Source organism: Brevundimonas sp. NPDC090276 (assembly GCF_044772165.1).
Taxonomy (GTDB): Bacteria; Pseudomonadota; Alphaproteobacteria; order Caulobacterales; family Caulobacteraceae; genus Brevundimonas.
In genome coordinates, this window is the sequence record NZ_JBIVYK010000002.1 from 701,402 (window position 1) to 719,588 (window position 18,187).

The 18,187-nt window shown below is 66.7% G+C and carries 20 protein-coding genes; 9 read left to right on the plus strand and 11 right to left on the minus strand.

All coding sequences use genetic code 11. The annotated features are described in order from the left end of the window. Positions 1 to 109: 109 nt before the first annotated feature. Positions 110 to 982, plus strand: a complete 873-nt coding sequence (sseA, locus tag ACIQTU_RS09220; protein WP_400545623.1) for a 3-mercaptopyruvate sulfurtransferase — start codon at positions 110 to 112, stop codon at positions 980 to 982. A gap of 3 nt (positions 983 to 985) precedes the next feature. Here sseA and ACIQTU_RS09225 read toward each other — a convergent pair whose 3' ends face one another. Then, on the minus strand, positions 986 to 2,290 hold the full coding sequence (locus ACIQTU_RS09225; RefSeq protein ID WP_400545625.1) for a dicarboxylate/amino acid:cation symporter: 1,305 nt from the start codon (positions 2,288 to 2,290) through the stop codon (positions 986 to 988). A 31-nt stretch (positions 2,291 to 2,321) separates the two neighbouring features. Then, on the minus strand, positions 2,322 to 3,407 hold the full coding sequence (locus ACIQTU_RS09230) for an amino acid ABC transporter substrate-binding protein (RefSeq protein WP_400545628.1): 1,086 nt from the start codon (positions 3,405 to 3,407) through the stop codon (positions 2,322 to 2,324). A 96-nt stretch (positions 3,408 to 3,503) separates the two neighbouring features. Here ACIQTU_RS09230 and metC point away from each other — a divergent pair, with 96 nt between their 5' ends. Further along, positions 3,504 to 4,670 (plus strand): cystathionine beta-lyase, encoded by a 1,167-nt coding sequence (gene metC, locus ACIQTU_RS09235; RefSeq protein WP_400545631.1) that lies wholly within the window; start codon positions 3,504 to 3,506, stop codon positions 4,668 to 4,670. On the opposite strand, the gene tatC is transcribed toward metC, so the two are convergent. The 3 genes from tatC to ACIQTU_RS09250 are packed head-to-tail and all read right to left on the minus strand — an operon-like array spanning position 4,667 to position 6,359. Beyond that, positions 4,667 to 5,554, minus strand: coding sequence for a twin-arginine translocase subunit TatC (tatC, locus tag ACIQTU_RS09240; RefSeq protein WP_400545634.1), 888 nt, complete (start codon positions 5,552 to 5,554; stop codon positions 4,667 to 4,669). The genes metC and tatC overlap by 4 nt on opposite strands. Continuing rightward, positions 5,551 to 6,114 carry a Sec-independent protein translocase protein TatB gene (gene tatB / locus ACIQTU_RS09245; RefSeq protein ID WP_400545636.1) on the minus strand — a complete coding sequence of 188 codons (564 nt, stop codon included), beginning with the start codon at positions 6,112 to 6,114 and terminating at the stop codon, positions 5,551 to 5,553. The genes tatC and tatB overlap by 4 nt, the downstream gene beginning before the upstream one ends. A gap of 26 nt (positions 6,115 to 6,140) precedes the next feature. After that, complete coding sequence (locus tag ACIQTU_RS09250; protein WP_400545638.1) at positions 6,141 to 6,359, minus strand: twin-arginine translocase TatA/TatE family subunit; 219 nt, start codon at positions 6,357 to 6,359, stop codon at positions 6,141 to 6,143. A 110-nt stretch (positions 6,360 to 6,469) separates the two neighbouring features. Here ACIQTU_RS09250 and rnhA point away from each other — a divergent pair, with 110 nt between their 5' ends. Beyond that, a complete protein-coding gene (gene rnhA, locus ACIQTU_RS09255) occupies positions 6,470 to 6,922 on the plus strand; it encodes a ribonuclease HI (protein WP_400545641.1) in 453 nt (150 codons plus the stop codon). Between the two features lie 4 nt (positions 6,923 to 6,926). On the opposite strand, the gene ACIQTU_RS09260 is transcribed toward rnhA, so the two are convergent. The 3 genes from ACIQTU_RS09260 to ACIQTU_RS09270 are packed head-to-tail and all read right to left on the minus strand — an operon-like array spanning position 6,927 to position 8,913. Continuing rightward, positions 6,927 to 7,385, minus strand: coding sequence for an NfeD family protein (locus ACIQTU_RS09260; protein ID WP_400545644.1), 459 nt, complete (start codon positions 7,383 to 7,385; stop codon positions 6,927 to 6,929). 3 nt (positions 7,386 to 7,388) lie between these two features. After that, a complete protein-coding gene (locus ACIQTU_RS09265) occupies positions 7,389 to 8,420 on the minus strand; it encodes an SPFH domain-containing protein (protein ID WP_400545647.1) in 1,032 nt (343 codons plus the stop codon). Positions 8,421 to 8,445: 25 nt separating this feature from the next. After that, positions 8,446 to 8,913 carry an NUDIX hydrolase gene (locus tag ACIQTU_RS09270; protein ID WP_400545650.1) on the minus strand — a complete coding sequence of 156 codons (468 nt, stop codon included), beginning with the start codon at positions 8,911 to 8,913 and terminating at the stop codon, positions 8,446 to 8,448. 77 nt (positions 8,914 to 8,990) lie between these two features. Here ACIQTU_RS09270 and ACIQTU_RS09275 point away from each other — a divergent pair, with 77 nt between their 5' ends. From ACIQTU_RS09275 to ACIQTU_RS09290, 4 genes are all read left to right on the plus strand, one after another. After that, positions 8,991 to 10,394, plus strand: a complete 1,404-nt coding sequence (locus ACIQTU_RS09275; protein ID WP_400545653.1) for an FAD-binding oxidoreductase — start codon at positions 8,991 to 8,993, stop codon at positions 10,392 to 10,394. A 94-nt stretch (positions 10,395 to 10,488) separates the two neighbouring features. Beyond that, entirely contained in the window at positions 10,489 to 11,262 is a 774-nt protein-coding gene (yaaA, locus tag ACIQTU_RS09280; RefSeq protein WP_400545656.1) for a peroxide stress protein YaaA, read from the plus strand. A gap of 64 nt (positions 11,263 to 11,326) precedes the next feature. After that, positions 11,327 to 12,124: a 3-hydroxybutyrate dehydrogenase gene (locus ACIQTU_RS09285; protein WP_400545659.1), complete on the plus strand. Its 798-nt coding sequence runs from the start codon at positions 11,327 to 11,329 to the stop codon at positions 12,122 to 12,124. Between the two features lie 21 nt (positions 12,125 to 12,145). Further along, positions 12,146 to 13,186 carry a patatin-like phospholipase family protein gene (locus ACIQTU_RS09290; protein WP_400545662.1) on the plus strand — a complete coding sequence of 347 codons (1,041 nt, stop codon included), beginning with the start codon at positions 12,146 to 12,148 and terminating at the stop codon, positions 13,184 to 13,186. Here ACIQTU_RS09290 and ACIQTU_RS09295 read toward each other — a convergent pair. Both ACIQTU_RS09295 and ACIQTU_RS09300 read right to left on the minus strand, forming a co-directional pair. Continuing rightward, complete coding sequence (locus tag ACIQTU_RS09295) at positions 13,183 to 14,106, minus strand: L-threonylcarbamoyladenylate synthase (protein WP_400545665.1); 924 nt, start codon at positions 14,104 to 14,106, stop codon at positions 13,183 to 13,185. The two genes, ACIQTU_RS09290 and ACIQTU_RS09295, sit on opposite strands and share 4 nt — an antisense overlap. Further along, the gene (locus tag ACIQTU_RS09300; RefSeq protein WP_400545668.1) at positions 14,103 to 14,654 is read right to left on the minus strand and encodes a cytochrome b; all 552 of its coding nucleotides are present in this window, start codon (positions 14,652 to 14,654) and stop codon (positions 14,103 to 14,105) included. The genes ACIQTU_RS09295 and ACIQTU_RS09300 overlap by 4 nt, the downstream gene beginning before the upstream one ends. A gap of 123 nt (positions 14,655 to 14,777) precedes the next feature. Between ACIQTU_RS09300 and ACIQTU_RS09305 the strand changes: the two genes are divergently transcribed. Together ACIQTU_RS09305 and ACIQTU_RS09310 are read left to right on the plus strand one after the other, a co-directional pair. Continuing rightward, complete coding sequence (locus ACIQTU_RS09305; protein WP_400547094.1) at positions 14,778 to 16,562, plus strand: acyl-CoA dehydrogenase; 1,785 nt, start codon at positions 14,778 to 14,780, stop codon at positions 16,560 to 16,562. A gap of 43 nt (positions 16,563 to 16,605) precedes the next feature. Further along, positions 16,606 to 17,343, plus strand: a complete 738-nt coding sequence (locus tag ACIQTU_RS09310) for an energy transducer TonB (RefSeq protein ID WP_400545671.1) — start codon at positions 16,606 to 16,608, stop codon at positions 17,341 to 17,343. Here the strand turns inward: ACIQTU_RS09310 and ACIQTU_RS09315 are convergent. Then, positions 17,340 to 18,137, minus strand: coding sequence for a trypsin-like serine peptidase (locus ACIQTU_RS09315; protein WP_400545674.1), 798 nt, complete (start codon positions 18,135 to 18,137; stop codon positions 17,340 to 17,342). The two genes, ACIQTU_RS09310 and ACIQTU_RS09315, sit on opposite strands and share 4 nt — an antisense overlap. Positions 18,138 to 18,187 lie beyond the last annotated feature (50 nt).

The following is an 18,187-nucleotide window of genomic DNA, read 5'->3' on the forward strand; positions in this document are numbered from 1 at the left end:
CGGCTATTTGAATCGATCAGGTCGCGGCTCCATGCCGCAACTTTGCGTCCGACAGGTGGCGTCAGACCCTTGGTTTCGCAACCTACAGGGCGACTCAGGGCCTGACCACATGGCTGAGCTGCCGTGTTATCGTGCCGCCATGCATGCGCCCTCAGTCAGCCCCCTGATCTCGACACAAGACCTGGCGGATCGCCTCGACGCGCCGGACCTGCGGATCATCGACGCCAGTTGGTGGCTGGACGAACGGGACGCCCGCAGCGATTTCGAGCAGGAGCACCTGCCCGGCGCCGTGTTCTTTGATCTGGAGGCGATCTCCGATCGCGACAGCCCCTATCCGCACATGCTTCCATCGCCCCAAGCCTTCGCCGAGGCCATGGGCGGGCTAGGCGTCAGCGAAGCGGATGACATCATCGTCTACGACGCCCAGAGCCTTTTTTCGGCGGCGCGGGTCTGGTGGACGCTGCGGATCATGGGCGCGACGCGGGTTCGCGTGCTGGACGGCGGCTTGCCGAAATGGCGGGCCGAAGGACGGCCTATGGAGCATGGCTCAGTGCTTACCAGAAACGCCTCGGCCTTCCGGACCGCCTTCGCCGCCAAGAATGTCGTCGATCTGGAACAGGTCCGTCAGGCATTGGGCAGCGAGGTTCAGGTGGTAGACGCGAGAGGCGCGCCGCGTTTCCGTGGCGAAGCAGCCGAGCCGCGCGCAGGTGTGCGCTCAGGCCATATGCCCGGCGCACTGAACCTGCCATTCAGCCAACTGCTGAACGCGGACGGCACATTGAAACGCGGCGCTGCGCTGGAAGCCGCCTTCCGCGACGCAGCCGTCGATCTGGAACGCCCCGTCATCACCAGTTGCGGGTCGGGCGTGACCGCCGCCATTCTGACCCTCGGACTGGCCGAACTCGGCAGCCCCTCGCGCCTCTATGACGGATCGTGGGCCGAATGGGGTGCGCGCGCCGACGTCCCTGTCGAGGTCGGCTGACCCTCAGGCCGCAGCCGGAACCGTAGCGTCGGTATCCTCCTCGCCGCGCGACACCACGGTGGCGACGACCAGATCGCCGGTCACGTTCAATGTGGTCCGGCACATGTCCAGGAAGCGGTCCACGCCCAAGATCAGGCCGATCCCTTCCGGCGGCACGCCCACCATGGCCAGGATCATGGCGATGACCGGCAGCGACCCTGCCGGCACCCCCGCCGTGCCGACCCCGCCCAGGATGCACACCAGCATGACGATGAACTGCTGGCCCAGACTCAGGTCAACGCTGAAGAACTGGGCCAGGAACAACACCGTCACCCCCTCGAAAAGAGCCGTGCCGTTCTGATTGGCGGTGGCCCCGACCGTCAGGACAAAGCGGGCGATCTTACGCGGCAGGCCCAGGTTCTGTTCCGCCACCCGCAGCGACACCGGCAGGCTGGCGTTGGACGAGGCTGTCGAGAACGACACCACCATGGCCTCGCGGATGCCCCGGAAGAACTTCAGCGGCGACATACCGCCCAAGGTCGCGATACAGATCGGATAGACAACGAACATGTGGATCGCCATGGCGCCCACCGCGACAGCGACAAAGGCGGCCAGCCGCACCAGAAGATCCCATCCAAACAAGGCCGCCAGATTGAACATCAGGCAGGCGATGGCCATCGGCGCCAGACGGATGACAAGGTTGATGAGCTTCATCATCACCTCGAACACGCCCTCGATGGTCTTCTGCAGGGTCTCCGTCACCGGACCTTTTGTCAGGACCAGCCCGATGCCGAACAGCAGGGCGAAGACCATGACCGGCAGGATTTCGTTCTGCGCCGCCGCCGTGAAGACATTGGACGGCACCAGGTTGAGGAAGAAATCGCCCGCGTGAACCGAATCCGGCGCACTGCCCACGATAGAGGCCGCGCCGCTACGTCCCTGCTCCAGCAGTTGCTGGGCCAGGGCGGGGTCTACCCCGTCGCCGGGCCGGAAGACGTTGACCATGACCAGGCCGATAAGCACGGCGACAGCCGAGATGAAAACGGTGAACACCAGGCTCTTGGTCCCGGCCCGCCCCAGCGTCTTCAAATCCCCCATCTCGGCCACGCCGATCACCAGGGCCGAAAACAACAGGGGCAACACCATCATGAACAGCAGCCGCAGGAAAATCTGTCCCGCCGGCCCGGTGATGTTCGAGGTCAGCCACTGAACCCAGGGCGTGTCGCCGCCGATGGTCAGATTGACCAGCAAGCCCCCTGACAAGCCGACCAGAAAGCCAATCAGCATCAGGACATGCAGCGGAACCTTCTGTCTGGTCGTGCCGGTCATGCGTCCCCCATTCGGGCGGCCGCCTGACGCCCTACCGGATCGGCAGGGCGTAGATCAAGCCGCTGGGCCGCGCGCTCCATTGCGCGTTCAGTCCCCTGGCCAGATTCAGCGCCGATTGCTGGCCAAGGTTCCGCTCGAAGATCTCGCCATAGTTTCCGCCCGCCGCGATGGCGTCCCGCGCCCAGGTCCGCGGCAGTCCCACCGAGGGCCCGAACTCGCCCTCGTCGCCCAACAGACGACGGATACGCGGTTCCTGACTGTCACGCGCCATAGCGGCCACATTGGCCTTGGTCACGCCCAGCTCTTCACCGAGCATCAGGGCGTTCAGGGTCCAGCGGATCACCGCCGTCCACTGATCGTCGCCCCGGCGCACGACCGGGCCCAGCGGTTCCTTGGAGATGACATCCGGCAGGATGGCGTGCTGCTGTGGATTGGCCAGGGTCGTCCTCGCTGCGGCCAGGGCCGAGATGTCGGCAGTAAAGGCGTCGCACTCTTCACGCGCATAGGCCTGACGCGCCTCCTCCTCCGTCTTGACCATGACTGGACGGAACTCGATTCCGCGCGTGCGGAAATAGTCCTCGACGTTCAGTTCAGTCGTCGATCCAGTCTGAACGCAAATGCGGGCGCCGTTCAGTTCGGACGCGCTGTTCAAGTTCAGGGCGCGGCGCACCAGGAAACCCTGACCGTCGTAATAGTTGATGCCGGCGAAGCTCAGCTCGCCGCCGGTGTCGCGGCTCATGGTCCAGGACGTGTTCCGCCACAGGACATCCACCCGACCGTCGCGCAGCGCCTCGAATCTCAGTTCGGCGGTCAGCGGCACGAATCGCACCGCATCGGGATCGCCAAAGATCGCCGCCGCCGTCGCCCGGCAGAAGTCGACGTCAAAGCCCCGCCAGGCGCCGCGATTGTCTGTATAGGCGAAGCCCACCAGCCCCTGATTGACGCCGCAGTTCAGATGCCCCCGCTGCTTGATGGCCGCCAGCGTCGGGCTGACCACATCCGCCGGCATGGTCGTCGCCGTGGGCCGCGCGGTCGGCGTCGTCTCGGCGTGATCGGTCGTGGCCTGACGCTCGCAAGCGGCCGTCGCCAGCAGCAGCGCCAGCGATATTCCGATCACGATCTTCGACGCCCGCATTCCGGCACCCTCTCCAGCTTGCGCCCCCGTCTTCTTTAGAGCCCTCTAGGCCCCGAACCGCAACCCGCCGGAGTCGTCATGCCTCGCCTTTCCGACCGCACCCGCCTGATCGTCTCCGCCACGCGGCGGGGTCAGGGCCGACGGCCGGTCAATCCGCCGGTCGAGCGCGCCTCCACCATGCTCAGCGACGACCCAGCCTCAATGCAGGATTCTACGCCAGGTCCGGTTTATGGTCTGGACGGCACCAGCGCCGCACGCGAACTGCGCGCCGCGCTTGCCGATCTGGAGGGGGCCAGCGACGCCTTTCTGGTCCCGTCGGGTTTAGCCGCCGTCACCGTCCCACTGCTGGCCCTGCTGCGTCCCGGCGACGAGGTGGTGGCCAGCGACGCCGTCTATGGCCCCACACGACGCTTCCTGACCCGCCACCTGGCTGCGCGCGGCATCACGACGCGCTTCCATCCGGCGGACGCCTCGACGGTGGACATCCTGGCGCTGTGCAATGAGCGAACCCGCCTGCTGCTGATCGAGTCGCCCTCGTCCCTGACGTTCGAGATTGTGGACGTTCCGGCTATAGCGGCGGCCTGCAAGGCGCGCGGCGTGCTGACGGTGATGGACAACACCTGGGCCGCTGGGCTGGCGTTGCCCCCCCTGGCGCACGGCGTCGACGTCAGCGTCCAGGCGGTGACAAAGTACGCCGCTGGCCATTCCGACCTGCTGATGGGGGCCATCGCAGTTCAGGATGCGGGCATCAGCCGCACAATTCTGCACACGATCGAGGACATGGGCTGGCACGTGTCGCCCGACGACGCCTGGCTGGCGCTACGCGGCTTGCGTACCCTGCCGCTGCGCTACAATGAGGCCCTCAAGTCGGCGCTTCAGGTCGCCGAATGGCTGCAAGCCCGATCCGAAGTCGAGCGCGTCCTCTTCCCGCCCCTGCCCGGTTCGGTCGGGCACGACCTGTGGCGGCGCGACTATTCGGGCGGCGCCGCCCTGATGGGCGTGGTCATGAAGGGCGGCGACAAGGCCTCGGCCCACGCGCTGATGCGAGCGCTCAGCCTGTTCGGCATGGGCTATTCCTGGGGCGGCTTCGAAAGCCTGATCACCCACGAGACCCCGCAATTGGCGCATCGCCTGCATAGGCCTGAGCTGCACGGCCAGCTCCTGCGCCTGCACGTCGGACTGGAAGACCCGGCTGACCTGATCGCGGATCTGCAAATCGGCCTTGAGGCCTGGTCTGCGCTCTAGGCGGGCGCCTCGTCGGCCGCGTCTGCCTTTTTGCGGCGCAGTTCGATGATGCGGACGCACCAGATCGAGACCTCGTAGAGCAGCACCATGGGCACGGCGAGCATCAGTTGGCTGATCGGATCCGGCGGTGTCACGACTGCGGCGACCACGACCACGGCCACGATGGCGTAGCGACGCCCCTTGGCCATGACTTGAGAGCTGATCAATCCAGCCAGTCCCAGCAGGGTCATGACGACCGGCAGCTGGAAACACAGCCCGAAGGCCAGGATCAGGGCCGTCACCAGATTCAGGTAGTCCGACACCTTGGGCAGCAGTTCCGCCGCCACGCCCTCGCCGATGATCTGCTGGCTCAGCGAGAACCACATGACGAAGGGCAGCATGACGAAATAGACCAGCGCCGCCCCCAGCAGGAACAGCACCGGCGCCGCGATCAGGAAGGGCAAGAAGGCGCCCTTCTCATTGCGGTACAGACCCGGCGCGACGAAGCGGTACAGCTGCCAGGCCAGCACCGGGAAGGCCACGATGACGGCGCCCAGGCCGGCCAACTTCATCTTGGTGAAAAGGATCTCCAGCGGCGCGGTGTAGATCAACTTGACGCTCTGGTGGTCCACGTCCGGCACCGGAACCAGTCCTGCGGTGCCCAGGATCAGGTCGAACGGCGACACATGGCCGTGCGCCCCTACCGTCTGGTGGAAGGCGGCTGACACCACATAGGGCTGGACCAGGAAGAGGTAGAGCTTCTCGGAGAATGCGAAGCAGCCAATGAAGGCCACGACGAAGGCGACGACGCAGATCAGCAGCCGCCCGCGCAGCTCGATCAGGTGATCCATCAGGGGCGCGCGCGAGGCCTCGATATCGGCCTCGTCCCGGTCGAGCGACGTCATTGATCGACCTTCTTCTTGCGCACGGCCTTGGACTTGGGCGCCACAGCCTCAGCCGCGACCGGCCTGGCCTTTGCAGTCTTGGAGGCGGTCTTGGCCGGGGCGCGCTCCGCCTTCGGCTTTGCAGCCGCCTTTACCTTGGGTTCAGCGACGATGGTCTCCGCAACCGGCTCAACCGCAGGCTGGAACTCGTCCGGCCACTCATCCACGCCGGTGGCAACAGGCGTCGTCAAAGCGGGCGCCGCCAGAACCGGCGCATCAAGCGGGGCCTCAAGATCCTTGCGGATGTCCTTGAAGGCCGCTTCGGCCTCGGCGCCGAGCGGGTGCATGCCCTGCCCCGTGCGCAGCGCCTCGACCTCCTTGCGAAGGTCGTCCAGCTCGGACTGACGAGCCATTTCGTCGAAGCTGGCGCGGAATTCGTTGGCCATGCCGCGCGCCTTGGCGACGAACTGACCGACCTTGCGCATCAGCATCGGCAAATCCTTGGGCCCTACGACAAGCAGGGCCACCAGACCGATGACAAGGATTTCGAACCCGCCGACTCCGGGGCCAAGACCACCCATGATTCAGCGTCTTTCCGCGAAGGCGATCAGCGGTTCAGGTCTTCTTTTTCGGCCTCGGTGCGCGGCAGCGAGCTGACGCCGTCCTTCGAGCCCTTGGAATCCGTCTCATCCTTCAGGCCGTCCTTGAAGGCGCGGATGCCCTTGGCGGCGTCGCCCATGATGCCGGACAGCTTGCCGCGACCGCCGAACAGCAGGGCGACGACGACGATGACGATGGCCCAGTGCCAGATGCTCATGGAGCCCATGGCGTTACCTCCTCAAAGGGACCACGAAAGCGGCCCCGTCCGACTGATTGTTGTGCGTCATATAGGCTGACTGATGGCGGCGCGCCAAGGGACGCTGTAGGCATCGCGCCATGAGTCTCGTTGATCACGTCATCATCCACACCGACGGCGCCTGCAAGGGCAATCCCGGCCCTGGCGGCTGGGGCGCCATTCTGCAGAGCGGAGCCGGTCACGAAAAGGAATTGTGGGGCGGCGAGCCCAACACGACCAACAACCGCATGGAGCTGATGGCCGCCATCGCCGCGCTGGAGGCCCTCAAACGCCCCTGCCGCGTCGACCTGCACACCGACAGCAAATACGTCATGCAGGGCATCACAGAGTGGATCCGGGGCTGGAAGGCCCGCGGCTGGAAAACCGCCGACAAGAAGCCGGTGAAGAATGATGACCTGTGGCGGCGCCTGGACGAGGCCCGCAGCCGCCACGAGGTCAAATGGCATTGGGTCAAGGGCCACGCCGGCCACGTCCTGAACGAACGGGCCGACGGCCTGGCGAATCGCGGCGTCGAAGAGATGCGACGCCGCTAGAACCTTAGGCCAGACGCACCCGCAGGCGCGGGCCGTCGACCGATTCGACCACCACGCTTTCGCCGGCCAGCGGCGCCGCCCCCTCGATCTCGGCCGGCCACTCGGCGCCCGAAACGAAGACCCGGCCGCGACCGTCGACGAAGGCCTCGACCACCCTCGCCCGCTCGCCGACCAGGCGCAGGTCGCGGTCGTTGATGTCCGGCTCGTCCTTGGGGTTCACCCGTTTGATCAGACGACGCGACAGGATGGTCGATGCCACCGTCAAGGCGGCGAAGACGCCGATCTCGACCGGCAAGCCGAGGTTGGGCGCCAGGGCTGAAATCAGCGCCACGATCCCGGCCGAGACGGCGGGCCACAACAGCCACTCGGTCGAGGCGGCAGCCTCGATGGCCAGCAGGACCACGCCCACCGCCAGCCACAGCCAGAAGGGCTGGGCGGCGTAGAGGTTCAGCATCCAGTCCATGCCCTACTCCGTGGTCGGCACGGCGCCGCCAGGGCGACGCGGCGTAGCCGGACGGGCGGGCGCAGCGGGCGCCGCCGTCGGAGCCGGACGCGCCACAGCGCGCGTCTCGGTACGGGCATGCTGCTGCTCCTTGGCCAGGCCGACCAGTTCGCCCAGACCCGCTATGGTGCCGACCAGACCGCCCATTTCGGCCGGCACGATGACCGTCTTCTGTTGCGGACTGCGGGCCAGTTCGGCGAAGGCCTCGACGTATTTCTGGGCCACGAAGTAGTTGATGGCGTTGACGTCGCCGCGGGCGATGGCTTCCGACACCATGGCGGTCGCCTTGGCCTCGGCCTCGGCTTCACGCTCACGAGCCTCGGCGTCGCGGAAGGCGGCTTCGCGGCGGCCCTCGGCCTCCAGGATCGCGGCCTGCTTGGCGCCCTCGGCGCGGGCGATGGCGGCCTGCTTCTCGCCGTCCGCCTCGGTGATGACCGCACGACGCTCGCGCTCGGCCTTCATCTGGCGAGCCATGGCGTTGGTGATGTCGCTGGGCGGCGTCAGGTCCTTGATCTCGATGCGGTTGGCCTTGACGCCCCACGGCTCGGTTGCGGCGTCGATGACGTGCAGCAGGCGGGTGTTGATGGCGTCGCGCTGCGACAGCACCTCGTCCAGTTCCATCGAGCCGACCACGGTCCGCAGGTTGGTCATGCAGAGCTGGGCGATGGCGTAGGGCAGATTGTCAACGCGATAGGCGGCGCGGGCGGCGTCCATCACCTGGATGAAGACGATGCCATCCACCTTCACCATGGCGTTGTCCTTGGTGATGACCTCCTGGGTCGGGACGTCCAGCACCTGCTCCATCATGTTCATGCGCCGACCGATCCGCTCGACGAACGGGGTCAGGATGCTGATGCCGGGCTTCAGCGTCTTGGTGTATTTGCCGAACCGTTCCACCGTGAATTCGCGGCCTTGCGGCACGATCTTGATAACGCTGAACAGGAAGATGATCGCGAAGGCTGCGAACATCACTACGAAGACAATCGAGAAATCCATAAGCCCCTCCGGTTGAGGGCGTAGCTTAACGGTCGGCCTTCCCCGACGCCACAGATTCCGGTTCGACCACGATGACAAGGCCGTCAGCGCGACGATCCGTCGCCATGCCGTGGGCCTGACGAATGATCCGCCGTGTCTCGGACCAGTCGACCCGACGCAGCGCCTCCTCCAGCGGGAAGAAGACCGCCTCAGCCGCATCGTCGCCCGCCACGGGCTCGCCGCTGCTCCAGAGCGCGGCGTAGTCGATCAGGACGTAGTGCCGCCCAGCCTCGGGGAACAGGCCGTCGACCACGTCGATCAAACCGATCAGTTCGGCCTCGACGCCCGTCTCCTCGCGCAGTTCACGCAGGGCCGCGTCGGCGAGACGCTCGCCCGATTCGATTCGGCCGCCGGGCAGGCTCCATTCGCCCTGGCGCGGCGGCGTGCCGCGCCGGATCAGCAGGACCTCGTCGCCTTTCAGGCAGACCACGCCCACGGCCGGGGTCGGAATCATGTTTTCTCCGCAAATTGACCGCCTGGAGGCAGGGTTTTGCGCTTCCACCACGCCACGCCTTTTGCCACAAGGCGGATATGACCCTCCCCACGCCCGCCGCCATCGAAGAGCTGAAATCCGCCCTGCCCAGCGCCTGGACCCAGGACGCCGACGACATGGCGCCCTGGCTGACCGAATGGCGCGGGCGCTGGACGGGCGAAACCCCGATCCTGTTGCAGCCCCGTACGACCGAGGAAGTCGCCAAGGCTGTCCAGATCTGCGCCCGCCACGGCGTCGCCATCGTCCCCCAGGGCGGCGGCACGGGCCTGGTCGGCGGCCAGATTCCCTTCGGCGAAGTCCTTTTGTCCACGCGCAAGCTGCGGACCGTGCGCGACGTGACGCCGTTGGACGACGCCATGACGCTGGAAGCCGGGGTCACCCTGCTGGAGGCCCAGCAACTGGCGAAAGAGAAAGACCGCTTCTTCCCGCTCAGCCTGGCGGCAGAAGGCTCGGCCACCATCGGCGGCGTCATCTCGACCAACGCCGGCGGCACGGCGGTGCTGCGCTACGGCATGATGCGCGATCTGGTGCTGGGCATCGAAGCCGTCATGCCTGACGGTCAGGTGTTCAACGGTCTGAAGCGCCTGCGCAAGGACAACACCGGCTATGACCTGAAGCAGCTGTTCATCGGCGCCGAGGGCACGCTGGGCGTCGTGACGGCGGCGACGCTGAAGCTCTTCCCCATCATGCGCAGCCGCGCCACGGCCATTGTCGGCCTGGACAGCCACCACGCCGCCGTCGCCCTGCTGGCCCGCGCCAAGGCCGAGACCGGCGGCGGGGTCGAGGCCTTTGAGCTGATGAAGCGCCTCGGCATGGCGCTGGTGCTCAAGAACATTCCTGACACGCGCGAACCGCTGGAATCGACCCCGCCCTGGTATGTCCTGATCGAGCTGACCTCGGGCGAGCCCGGCGGCGCCGATTCGGCCATGGAGCGCCTGCTGACCGGCGCCTTCGAGGAAGGCCTGATCGTCGACGCCGCCATAGCCCAGAACGACGCCCAGAAGGCCGCCTTCTGGCGTCTGCGCGAAGAACACTCGGCGGGCCTCAAACCTGAGGGCGGCGGCTGGAAGCACGACGTCTCGGTGCCCGTGTCGCGCATCGCCGACTTCATCGACGAGGCCACGGCGGCGGTCGAGAAGTTTCATCCGGGCTGCCGCGTCTCGGTCTTCGGCCACGTCGGTGACGGCAACCTTCACTATGACGTGATCCCCGGCGTCGGCGAGGACGTGCCCGCCTTCATCGCCCGCTGGATGGAAGGCTCCGAAATCGTCCACGACGTAGTGGCCCGCTACAACGGCTCCATCTCGGCCGAACACGGCCTGGGACGGCTGAAAACGGACGAGGCCCGCCGCTACAAGTCACCGCTGGAGATCGCCACCATGCAGGCGATCCGTCAGGCCATCGACCCGCAGCGGATTATGAATCCGGCCGTCCTCTTCTAGGCGTCACGACCGCATGTGACGCCGCCGACGGTTCAAATCGTCACGGAAGCGGCCTATGAGGCCCGCTTCCCGATGCTTCGGAGCCTGTGTCGCCTTGCTGATCGTCCTGTCCCCGGCCAAACGGCTGGACTTCACGCCCCCCGCCGTCGACGTGCCCGCGACCCCGCGTCGCTGCGCCGACGAAACCGCGGAACTGGCCAAGGTCACGAAAAAGCTGAGCCGCGCCGACCTGCGCCGCCTGATGTCGATCTCAGACGCCCTGGCCGACCTCAACTACGAACGCTTCCAGTCCTTCGACAACCAGACGACCGAGGGCGCGCTGCAGGCCGTCTTCGCCTTTGCCGGCGACGTCTATGACGGTCTGGACGCACGCTCGCTGGCCCCGGCCGATCTGGACTGGGCCCAGGATCACCTGCGCATCCTGTCGGGCTTCTACGGCCTGCTGCGCCCGCTGGACGCCATCCAGCCCTATCGGCTGGAGATGGGCACGCGCCTGAAGACCCCGCGCGGCGCCAACCTCTATGACTTCTGGGGCGAGCGCATCTCGCTGCGTCTGAACGAGGACGCCGCCCCCCTGCCCGACCGCACCCTGGTCAATCTGGCCAGTCAGGAATACTTCGGCGCCGTCGACGCCAAGGCCTTGAAGTTGCCGGTCATCACGCCCCACTTCAAGGAGCGCAAGGACGGCGAGGCCCGCATCATCTCCTTCTTCGCCAAGAAGGCGCGCGGGGCCATGGCCCGCTACGCTATCGAGAACCGCATTGAGAAGGCGGAGGATCTCAAGGCCTTCGACCGCGACGGCTACCGCTTCGACAAGGCGCTTTCGACCGACGCGGACTGGATATTCATCAGAGAAGGAAATTCCTGATCGCCAGATTGAACGACTGCGGTTAGGCTGCGTTGCAGCTTACTAATCCACAGGTTCTCTCTGCATGTTCGCCATGAACGATCTCAAGGGCCAGGTCGCCGTCGTCTCCGGCTCGACCTCCGGCATCGGCCTGGCTCTGGCCCGCGCCGTCGCGCAATGCGGCGGCGACGTGGTTCTGAACGGCCTGGGCGACCCCGCCGTCATCGAACAGACCCGCGCCGACCTGGCCGCCGAGACGGGCGTGCGCGTCCTCTACCACCCGGCCGACATGACCCAGCCGGATCAGATCGCCGACATGATCTCCACGGCGCATCGCGAACTGGGCCGCCTCGACATCCTGGTCAACAACGCTGGCATCCAGCACGTCGAAGCCGTCGAAAACTTCCCCGCCGACCAGTGGGAGAAGATCATCGCGATCAACCTGTCCTCGACCTTCTACGCCACCAAGGCCGCGATCCCGATCATGAAGGCGCAGGGACGCGGGCGCATCGTCAACATTGCCTCCGCTCACGGTCTGGTCGCCAGCCCGTTCAAGTCGGCCTATGTCGCCGCCAAGCACGGCGTGATCGGCTTCACCAAGACGGTGGCCCTAGAACTGGCGCAACAGAACATCACCTGCAACGCCATCTGCCCCGGCTTCGTCGAGACCCCCATCGTCGCCAAACAGATCGAGGATCAGGCCCGCACGCGCGGCATGACGCCCGAGGACGTGATGAAGAACGTCATCCTCGGCTCGCAACCGACCAAACGCTTCGTCACGACCGACGAACTGGCGGGCATCTTCCTCTATCTGGTGTCCGACCTCGGGGCTTCGGCCAACGGGTCCCATTATTCGGTCGACGGCGGCTGGACTGCTCAATAGCGATCTGAACCGGGGCGGATGATGGCCAAGTCGAAATCCCGCCCCGCCCATCGCCCCATCTGCCTCGCGCTACAAGGCGGCGGCTCGCACGGCGCCTTCCAGTGGGGCGTGCTGGATCGGCTGCTGGAAGCGGACTTCCTCGACATCCGCGCCGTCACGGCGGCCTCCGCAGGGGCGATGAACGCGGCCGCCCTGATCACTGGACTGAAACAAGGCGGCGCCGAGGGCGGGCGGGCCGCGCTGGACAGGCTGTGGCGCGAGGTCAATCAGTCCGGCGGCCGCAACGTCTTCGGCGACAGCGCCATCTGGTCCAAGGCTCTGACGCCCGGCTGGCTCAAGGACAGTCCGATGTGGAAGGCTGGCGAGACCCTGGCTATGTCGATGAGCCCCTATGCCTTCAACCCCTTCAACCTGAACCCGCTGAAGCGCGTGCTGGAAACCGCTGTCGATTTCGACGCCGTGCGGGGCTCGGACATCCAGTTGATCGTCTCGACCACGGCGGTCCGCGCCGGTCGGTCGCGCCTGTTCCGAACACCCGAGATCACGCCCGACGTGCTGCTCGCCTCGGCCTGCCTGCCCCACCTGTTCCAGGCGGTCGAAATCGAGGGCGAGCCCTATTGGGACGGCGGCTATCTGGCCAATCCGGCGCTATGGCCGCTATTTTACGCCGACACGCCCGACGACATCCTGCTGCTGCCGCTGAATCCCTTCGTGCGCGACGAGGCTCCGCGTGAGGCGGGCGAGATCATGGATCGCCTCAACGAAATCCTGTTCAACGCGCCGCTGGTGGCCGAACTGCGCGCCGTCGCTTTCGTTCAGGACCTGATCGCCGAGGGCAAGCTGAGCCGAAACGAGGACCGTCATCGCGCCGTCCGCATGCACGCCATCGAGGTCGACGACTGGCTGGGCAGCCTGTCGCTGTCGACCAAGTTCGACACCGAATGGAGCTTTCTCAACGACTTGAAGTCGCGCGGACGTCAGGCGGCGGAGCAATGGCTGGAAACCTGCGCACCTCAGGTTGGCCAGGCCTCCAGCGTCGATCTGAAGGCCCGCTTTCTCTAGCCGACAAACCCCGCCGCACGACGCAAGCGGTCGTTGATCGCCTCGCCCAGTCCCTTGTGCGGGATCGGCGACACGGCGATGCCGACGGGCTTGGTGCGGTCCGCCTCACGCAGCAGACGGAACAGATTGGCCGCCGCTTCGCGCAGATCGCCGGTCGCACTCAGGCTCCAGCGCGGTTCTCCGACACCGGGGCCAAAGCCCAGCAGAATTTCACCGTCGTTCGCCGCCTCAGCCTCGATCCGCACCGGGGCGTCGGGGGCGTAGTGCAGGGCCAGCCGACCGGGCGAGCGATGGCCCTGCCCGGCCTCTTCGGCCAGCGGCCCGACCACGGCCTCAATCTCCTCGCGTGTGACGGAGCCGGGGCGCAACAGGGCCACCCGTCCGTCCAGCACGGAAACGACCGTACTTTCCACCCCCACCGCGCACGGCCCGCCGTCCACGGCAGCGCCGACCGAGTGGCCAGTTTCCTCCATCGCGTCGTCAAAGGTCGTCGGGCTGGGTCGTCCCGAGCGGTTGGCCGAGGGCGCCACCACGGCCCCGCCGAAGGCCGCGATCACCGCCCGCGCACGCGGATGGCCCGGCACTCGCACAGCCACGCTGTCCAGTCCGGCGCGGGCCAGATCGCAGACCCGCTCACGGTCGCGAACCGGCGCCACGATGGTCAGCGGGCCAGGCCAGAAGGCTTCGGCCAAGGCCCGCGCGTGGTCGTCGAACACGGCGATGGTCTCGGCGTCCAGGGCGTTGGCGACGTGCGTGATCAAGGGGTTGAAGCGCGGTCTTCCCTTGGCCTCGAAGATGCGCGCCACTGCCTGCGGGTTCGCGGCGTCAGCGGCCAGCCCATAGACCGTCTCGGTCGGCAGCATGACCAGCCGTCCGGTCTTCAGCGCCTCAGCGGCGATTTCGGGGGTGTCGCCCTTCATGGTCGACGGGGGATCAGCGGGATCATGCGGTGCAGTATGTTGTCCCGATTTATGAACTGGTGCTTCAGCGCGCCGACGACGTGCAGAAGGATCAGCAGATACAATAGCTTCGCCACAGCGCCGTGAACATCCATGAACTGCCCCGCCGCCTCGCGTCCGCCGCCGACCGGCAGCAGAGGCCACTGTAACAGGCCGAACCAACTGATCTCGCGCCCGCCTGCCGACGACGCCAACCATCCGGTCAGCGGCATGACCAGCAGCACGACGTAGAAGGCGATCTGCGTCGTCCGCGCCAGAATCCGCTCCCACCTCGGCATCTCGACCGGCAGAGCGATCAGCGGATTAGTCAGCCGCCATCCGATTCGTCCCAGGGTCAGGACCAGAATGGTCAGACCGACCGCCTTGTGCACCTGCACGAACTCCCGCGACAGCGGCCCCTCTGTCGCATCATGCGCCATGATCAGAAGCACCTGGACGACGACGGCCAGGGCGATGACCCAGTGAAGAATCAACGACACGCCAGAGTAACGATTGCGAGGTTCGGCCAAGGGCTCTTTCCTTCCGTCACGGCACTAGGTCACAGAGTGGCGGAACCTCGACCAAAGTCCAAGCGCCCTTGCATCATCGACGGCTCGGGCGTCAGAAGCATGTTGAAGATTCTGGAGACCGCCATGAGCTACCGCGCCCCCGTCCGTGACCTCGCCTTCGCCCTGGAAGCCGTCGCCGGCATTGATCAGGTCGCCGCCACGGGCGCCTATCCTGACTATGACGCCGACGTCATGGGCGCGGTGCTGGACGCCGCCGGCCAGTTCTCGGAACAGGTCCTGGCTCCGCTGAACCGTCCCGGCGACCTGGCCGGCGCCAAATACGCCAATGGCGCCGTCACCGCCGCCCCCGGCTTCGTCGACGCTTACAAGCAGTTCGCAGAAGGCGGCTGGACCAGCCTGACCGCCTCGGTCGAGGCTGGTGGCCAGGCCCTGCCCAAGGCGCTGGAACTGGCGGCCTATGAGACCGTCCACGCCGCCAACATGGCCTTCGGTCTCTGCCCCATGCTGTCGCTGGCCTCGATTGAGGCGCTGGAACAGGTCGGCAACGAGCATCAGAAGGCGACCTATCTGCCCAAGCTGGTCTCGGGCGAATGGACCGGCGCCATGGTGCTGACCGAGCCGCACGCCGGGTCCGACCTGGGCGCCCTGACCACCACGGCCACGCCGAACGGCGACGGCACCTATGCCCTGAACGGCCAGAAGATCTTCATCACCTGGGGCGACCACGACGCCACGGACAACATTGTCCACCTGGTGCTGGCCCGCTTGCCCGACGCGCCCGCGGGCCCCAAGGGCATCAGCCTCTTCCTGACGCCCAAGTTCGCGGTCAACGCCGATGGCTCGCTGGGCGAGCGCAACGCCTTCCACCCGGTCGGCGTCGAGCACAAGCTGGGCATCCACGCCTCGCCCACCTGCGTCATGGCCTATGAAGGCGCCCGCGCTGAACTGGTCGGTCGTCCGAACGAGGGCCTGGCCCACATGTTCGTGATGATGAACGCCGCCCGTCTCGCTGTCGGCGTCGAGGGCGTCGGCATCGCCGAGCGCGCCTATCAGCACGCCCTGGCCTATGCTCTGGAACGCCGTCAGGGCCGCAGCATCTGGACCGGCGAGAAGAACGCCCCGATCTTCGACCACCCGGACGTGCGCCGCACGCTCGGCGTCATGAAGGCCAAGATCGCCGCCGCCCGCGCCATCTGCCTGTCAACCGGCGTCGCCGCCGACCTGGCCAAGCACGCCGCCACCGAGGCCGAACGCAAGGCGTGGAAGGGCCGCGAGGACCTGTTCACCCCCATCGCCAAGGCATGGTCCACAGACGTCGGCTGCGAGGTCGCCTCGCTGGGCGTTCAGGTCCACGGCGGCATGGGCTTCATCGAGGAGACCGGCGCGGCCCAATACTATCGCGACGCACGCATCACCCCGATCTACGAAGGCACCAACGGTATTCAGGCCATGGACCTGGTCGGCCGCAAGCTGTCGATGGACGGCGGCGACTCGGCCAAGGCCCTGATTGCCGAGATGAAGCTGACCCTGATCGAGATCGACCGTCTCTATGTCGGCAAGCCTGTCGAGCGTTTCGCCACCGCCATCGAGGCCGTCGAGGACGCCACCCTGTGGCTGCTGGACCGCAAGGCCGCCGCTGACGGCGCCGCCGACGTTCTGGCCGGTGCCGACGCCTATCTGAAGCTGATGGGCGACGTGGTCGGCGGCTGGATGCTGGCCAAGGGCGCCCTGGCGGCCAAGGCGCGCCTCAACGCCGGCAACGGCGACCCCGCCTGGCTGCAAGGCAAGCTGGACCTCTACGAACTCTACGCCGCCAACGTCCTGGGCCATGTCTCCAGCCGACTGGCCGCTGTGGGTCAGGGCGGAGACCTGCTGCAGGGCCTCAGCGTCGAAGCTCTGGCGGGTTGACGATTGTCGGCGGCATGCGACGCTTCAGCTAGAAGGAGCCTCCATGCCGTCGATCACCGCCTTGCTGATGACCTTCGCCGTGTCAGGCGTGGATCCGGAAATGGCGAACGCCACCTGGCTCAATGCGCCCGTCGCACGTCCAACGGACTATCCGAGGTTTGCAAGCATCGTCAGGGCTGAAGGCCATGTCGTTGTGCAATGCGAGTCCTTGCCGACAGGCGCCCTGTCAGCCTGCACAGCCATGTCGGAGAAGCCGGCAGGCCTGGGTTTCGGAGACGAGGCCGTGCGCGTGGTCGAGCGCGGTCGCACGGTCCCTCGTACAGTGGATGGAACCCCCGCTGCGAGCCGCATCCAGACACGCATTCCATTTCGTATTTCCTCTGAGCCGCCGCCGAAACCCGGCCCATGGATCGGTCCAGAGCCAACTGCTGGGCAAAGGGAATCTGCGCGGCGCTGGGCCATCCAGGCGGCCTCGCGAATGCCTCGCTTCGCACGCTTTGGGCTGGAGGAACTTCCGGCTGATCGTCGGGCCGTCGTGACGGAATGGATCACCGAGCTGTATCCTGATCGCCAAAAGGCCCAGGAGATATTCACAGTCGCCGCCGCGCGCCTTCTGGCCGAGATCGGCCTTGCCGAGATGCCCCCGACCCGTCCGCTGGACGAGGGAACCTGGAACCGGCGGTTTGCTGCCGCGAGCGCGGATCAATTCGATGGAGCCGCCGCCGACGCGGAGCTTCGTCGTCGCTACTGCGCCCGCTATGAGTGCGCGCCTTCGCGCTAGGGACGCGGCGCGTCCAGCAGCGCAATCGCCTCACGGACATACTGGGCGTGGGCGACGACGCCCAGTTCCAGCCCCTCGCCGCCGCCCTGAACTTCCTGCACCAGCACCCCGGCGATATAGGGATGATCCGGCGTCGGCGCGCCCGGCAAGCGGTCGACAGCGGGGGTCCAGAAGACTGGCCCGCCCGAGTTGCCTTGCGACACCGCAAAATCCAGCAGGAAGATGGGGAAGTGCCGGATCGGCGTCAGCGGCCAGGAGCTGATCCGGCCCAGACGCAGGATGGGGAAGCCCGCCTTGTTCGCCGACAGGCCGTGCGGATAGCCCAAGGCCATGAGTTCGTCGCCCGGTCCCACGCGCCAGCGGTCAAAGGTCGTGTCGTCCGCCAGCCAGCCGAGCGGGATCGCGGCCTGAGCGAAGGCCGCGGGCGCGGCGACTTCCATGACGGCCACGTCGCGTTCGGGGTGTTGGGTCCATATCGGAGCGCCCGACGCATCACGAATGGTCAGATCGCCGGGCGTGAACTTCCACGCCCCGTCTGCCTCTGGTGTGCGCCAGCCGATGCGTGCCTCGCTACGTGGCATCACATTAAGAACGTGGGCCGCCGTGACCAGAACCACGCGTGGCGAGCCGTCAGGCTTCGGCGCTGAAATCAGGAAACCTGTGCCGACCTTGCGCGTGCTCTCATCCAACGGCTGGTCCAATTGCACCGTCGCGTTGATCAGGCCGACAGTCAGGTCCCACGGGGCGGGCGCGACGGCGACGGGCGGAGCGGGCGGAACATCCTGAGTGATCATCCTGCCATTTGACGCCGCCCGCGCGCGGGCACAAGGTCCGCCCGAACCAT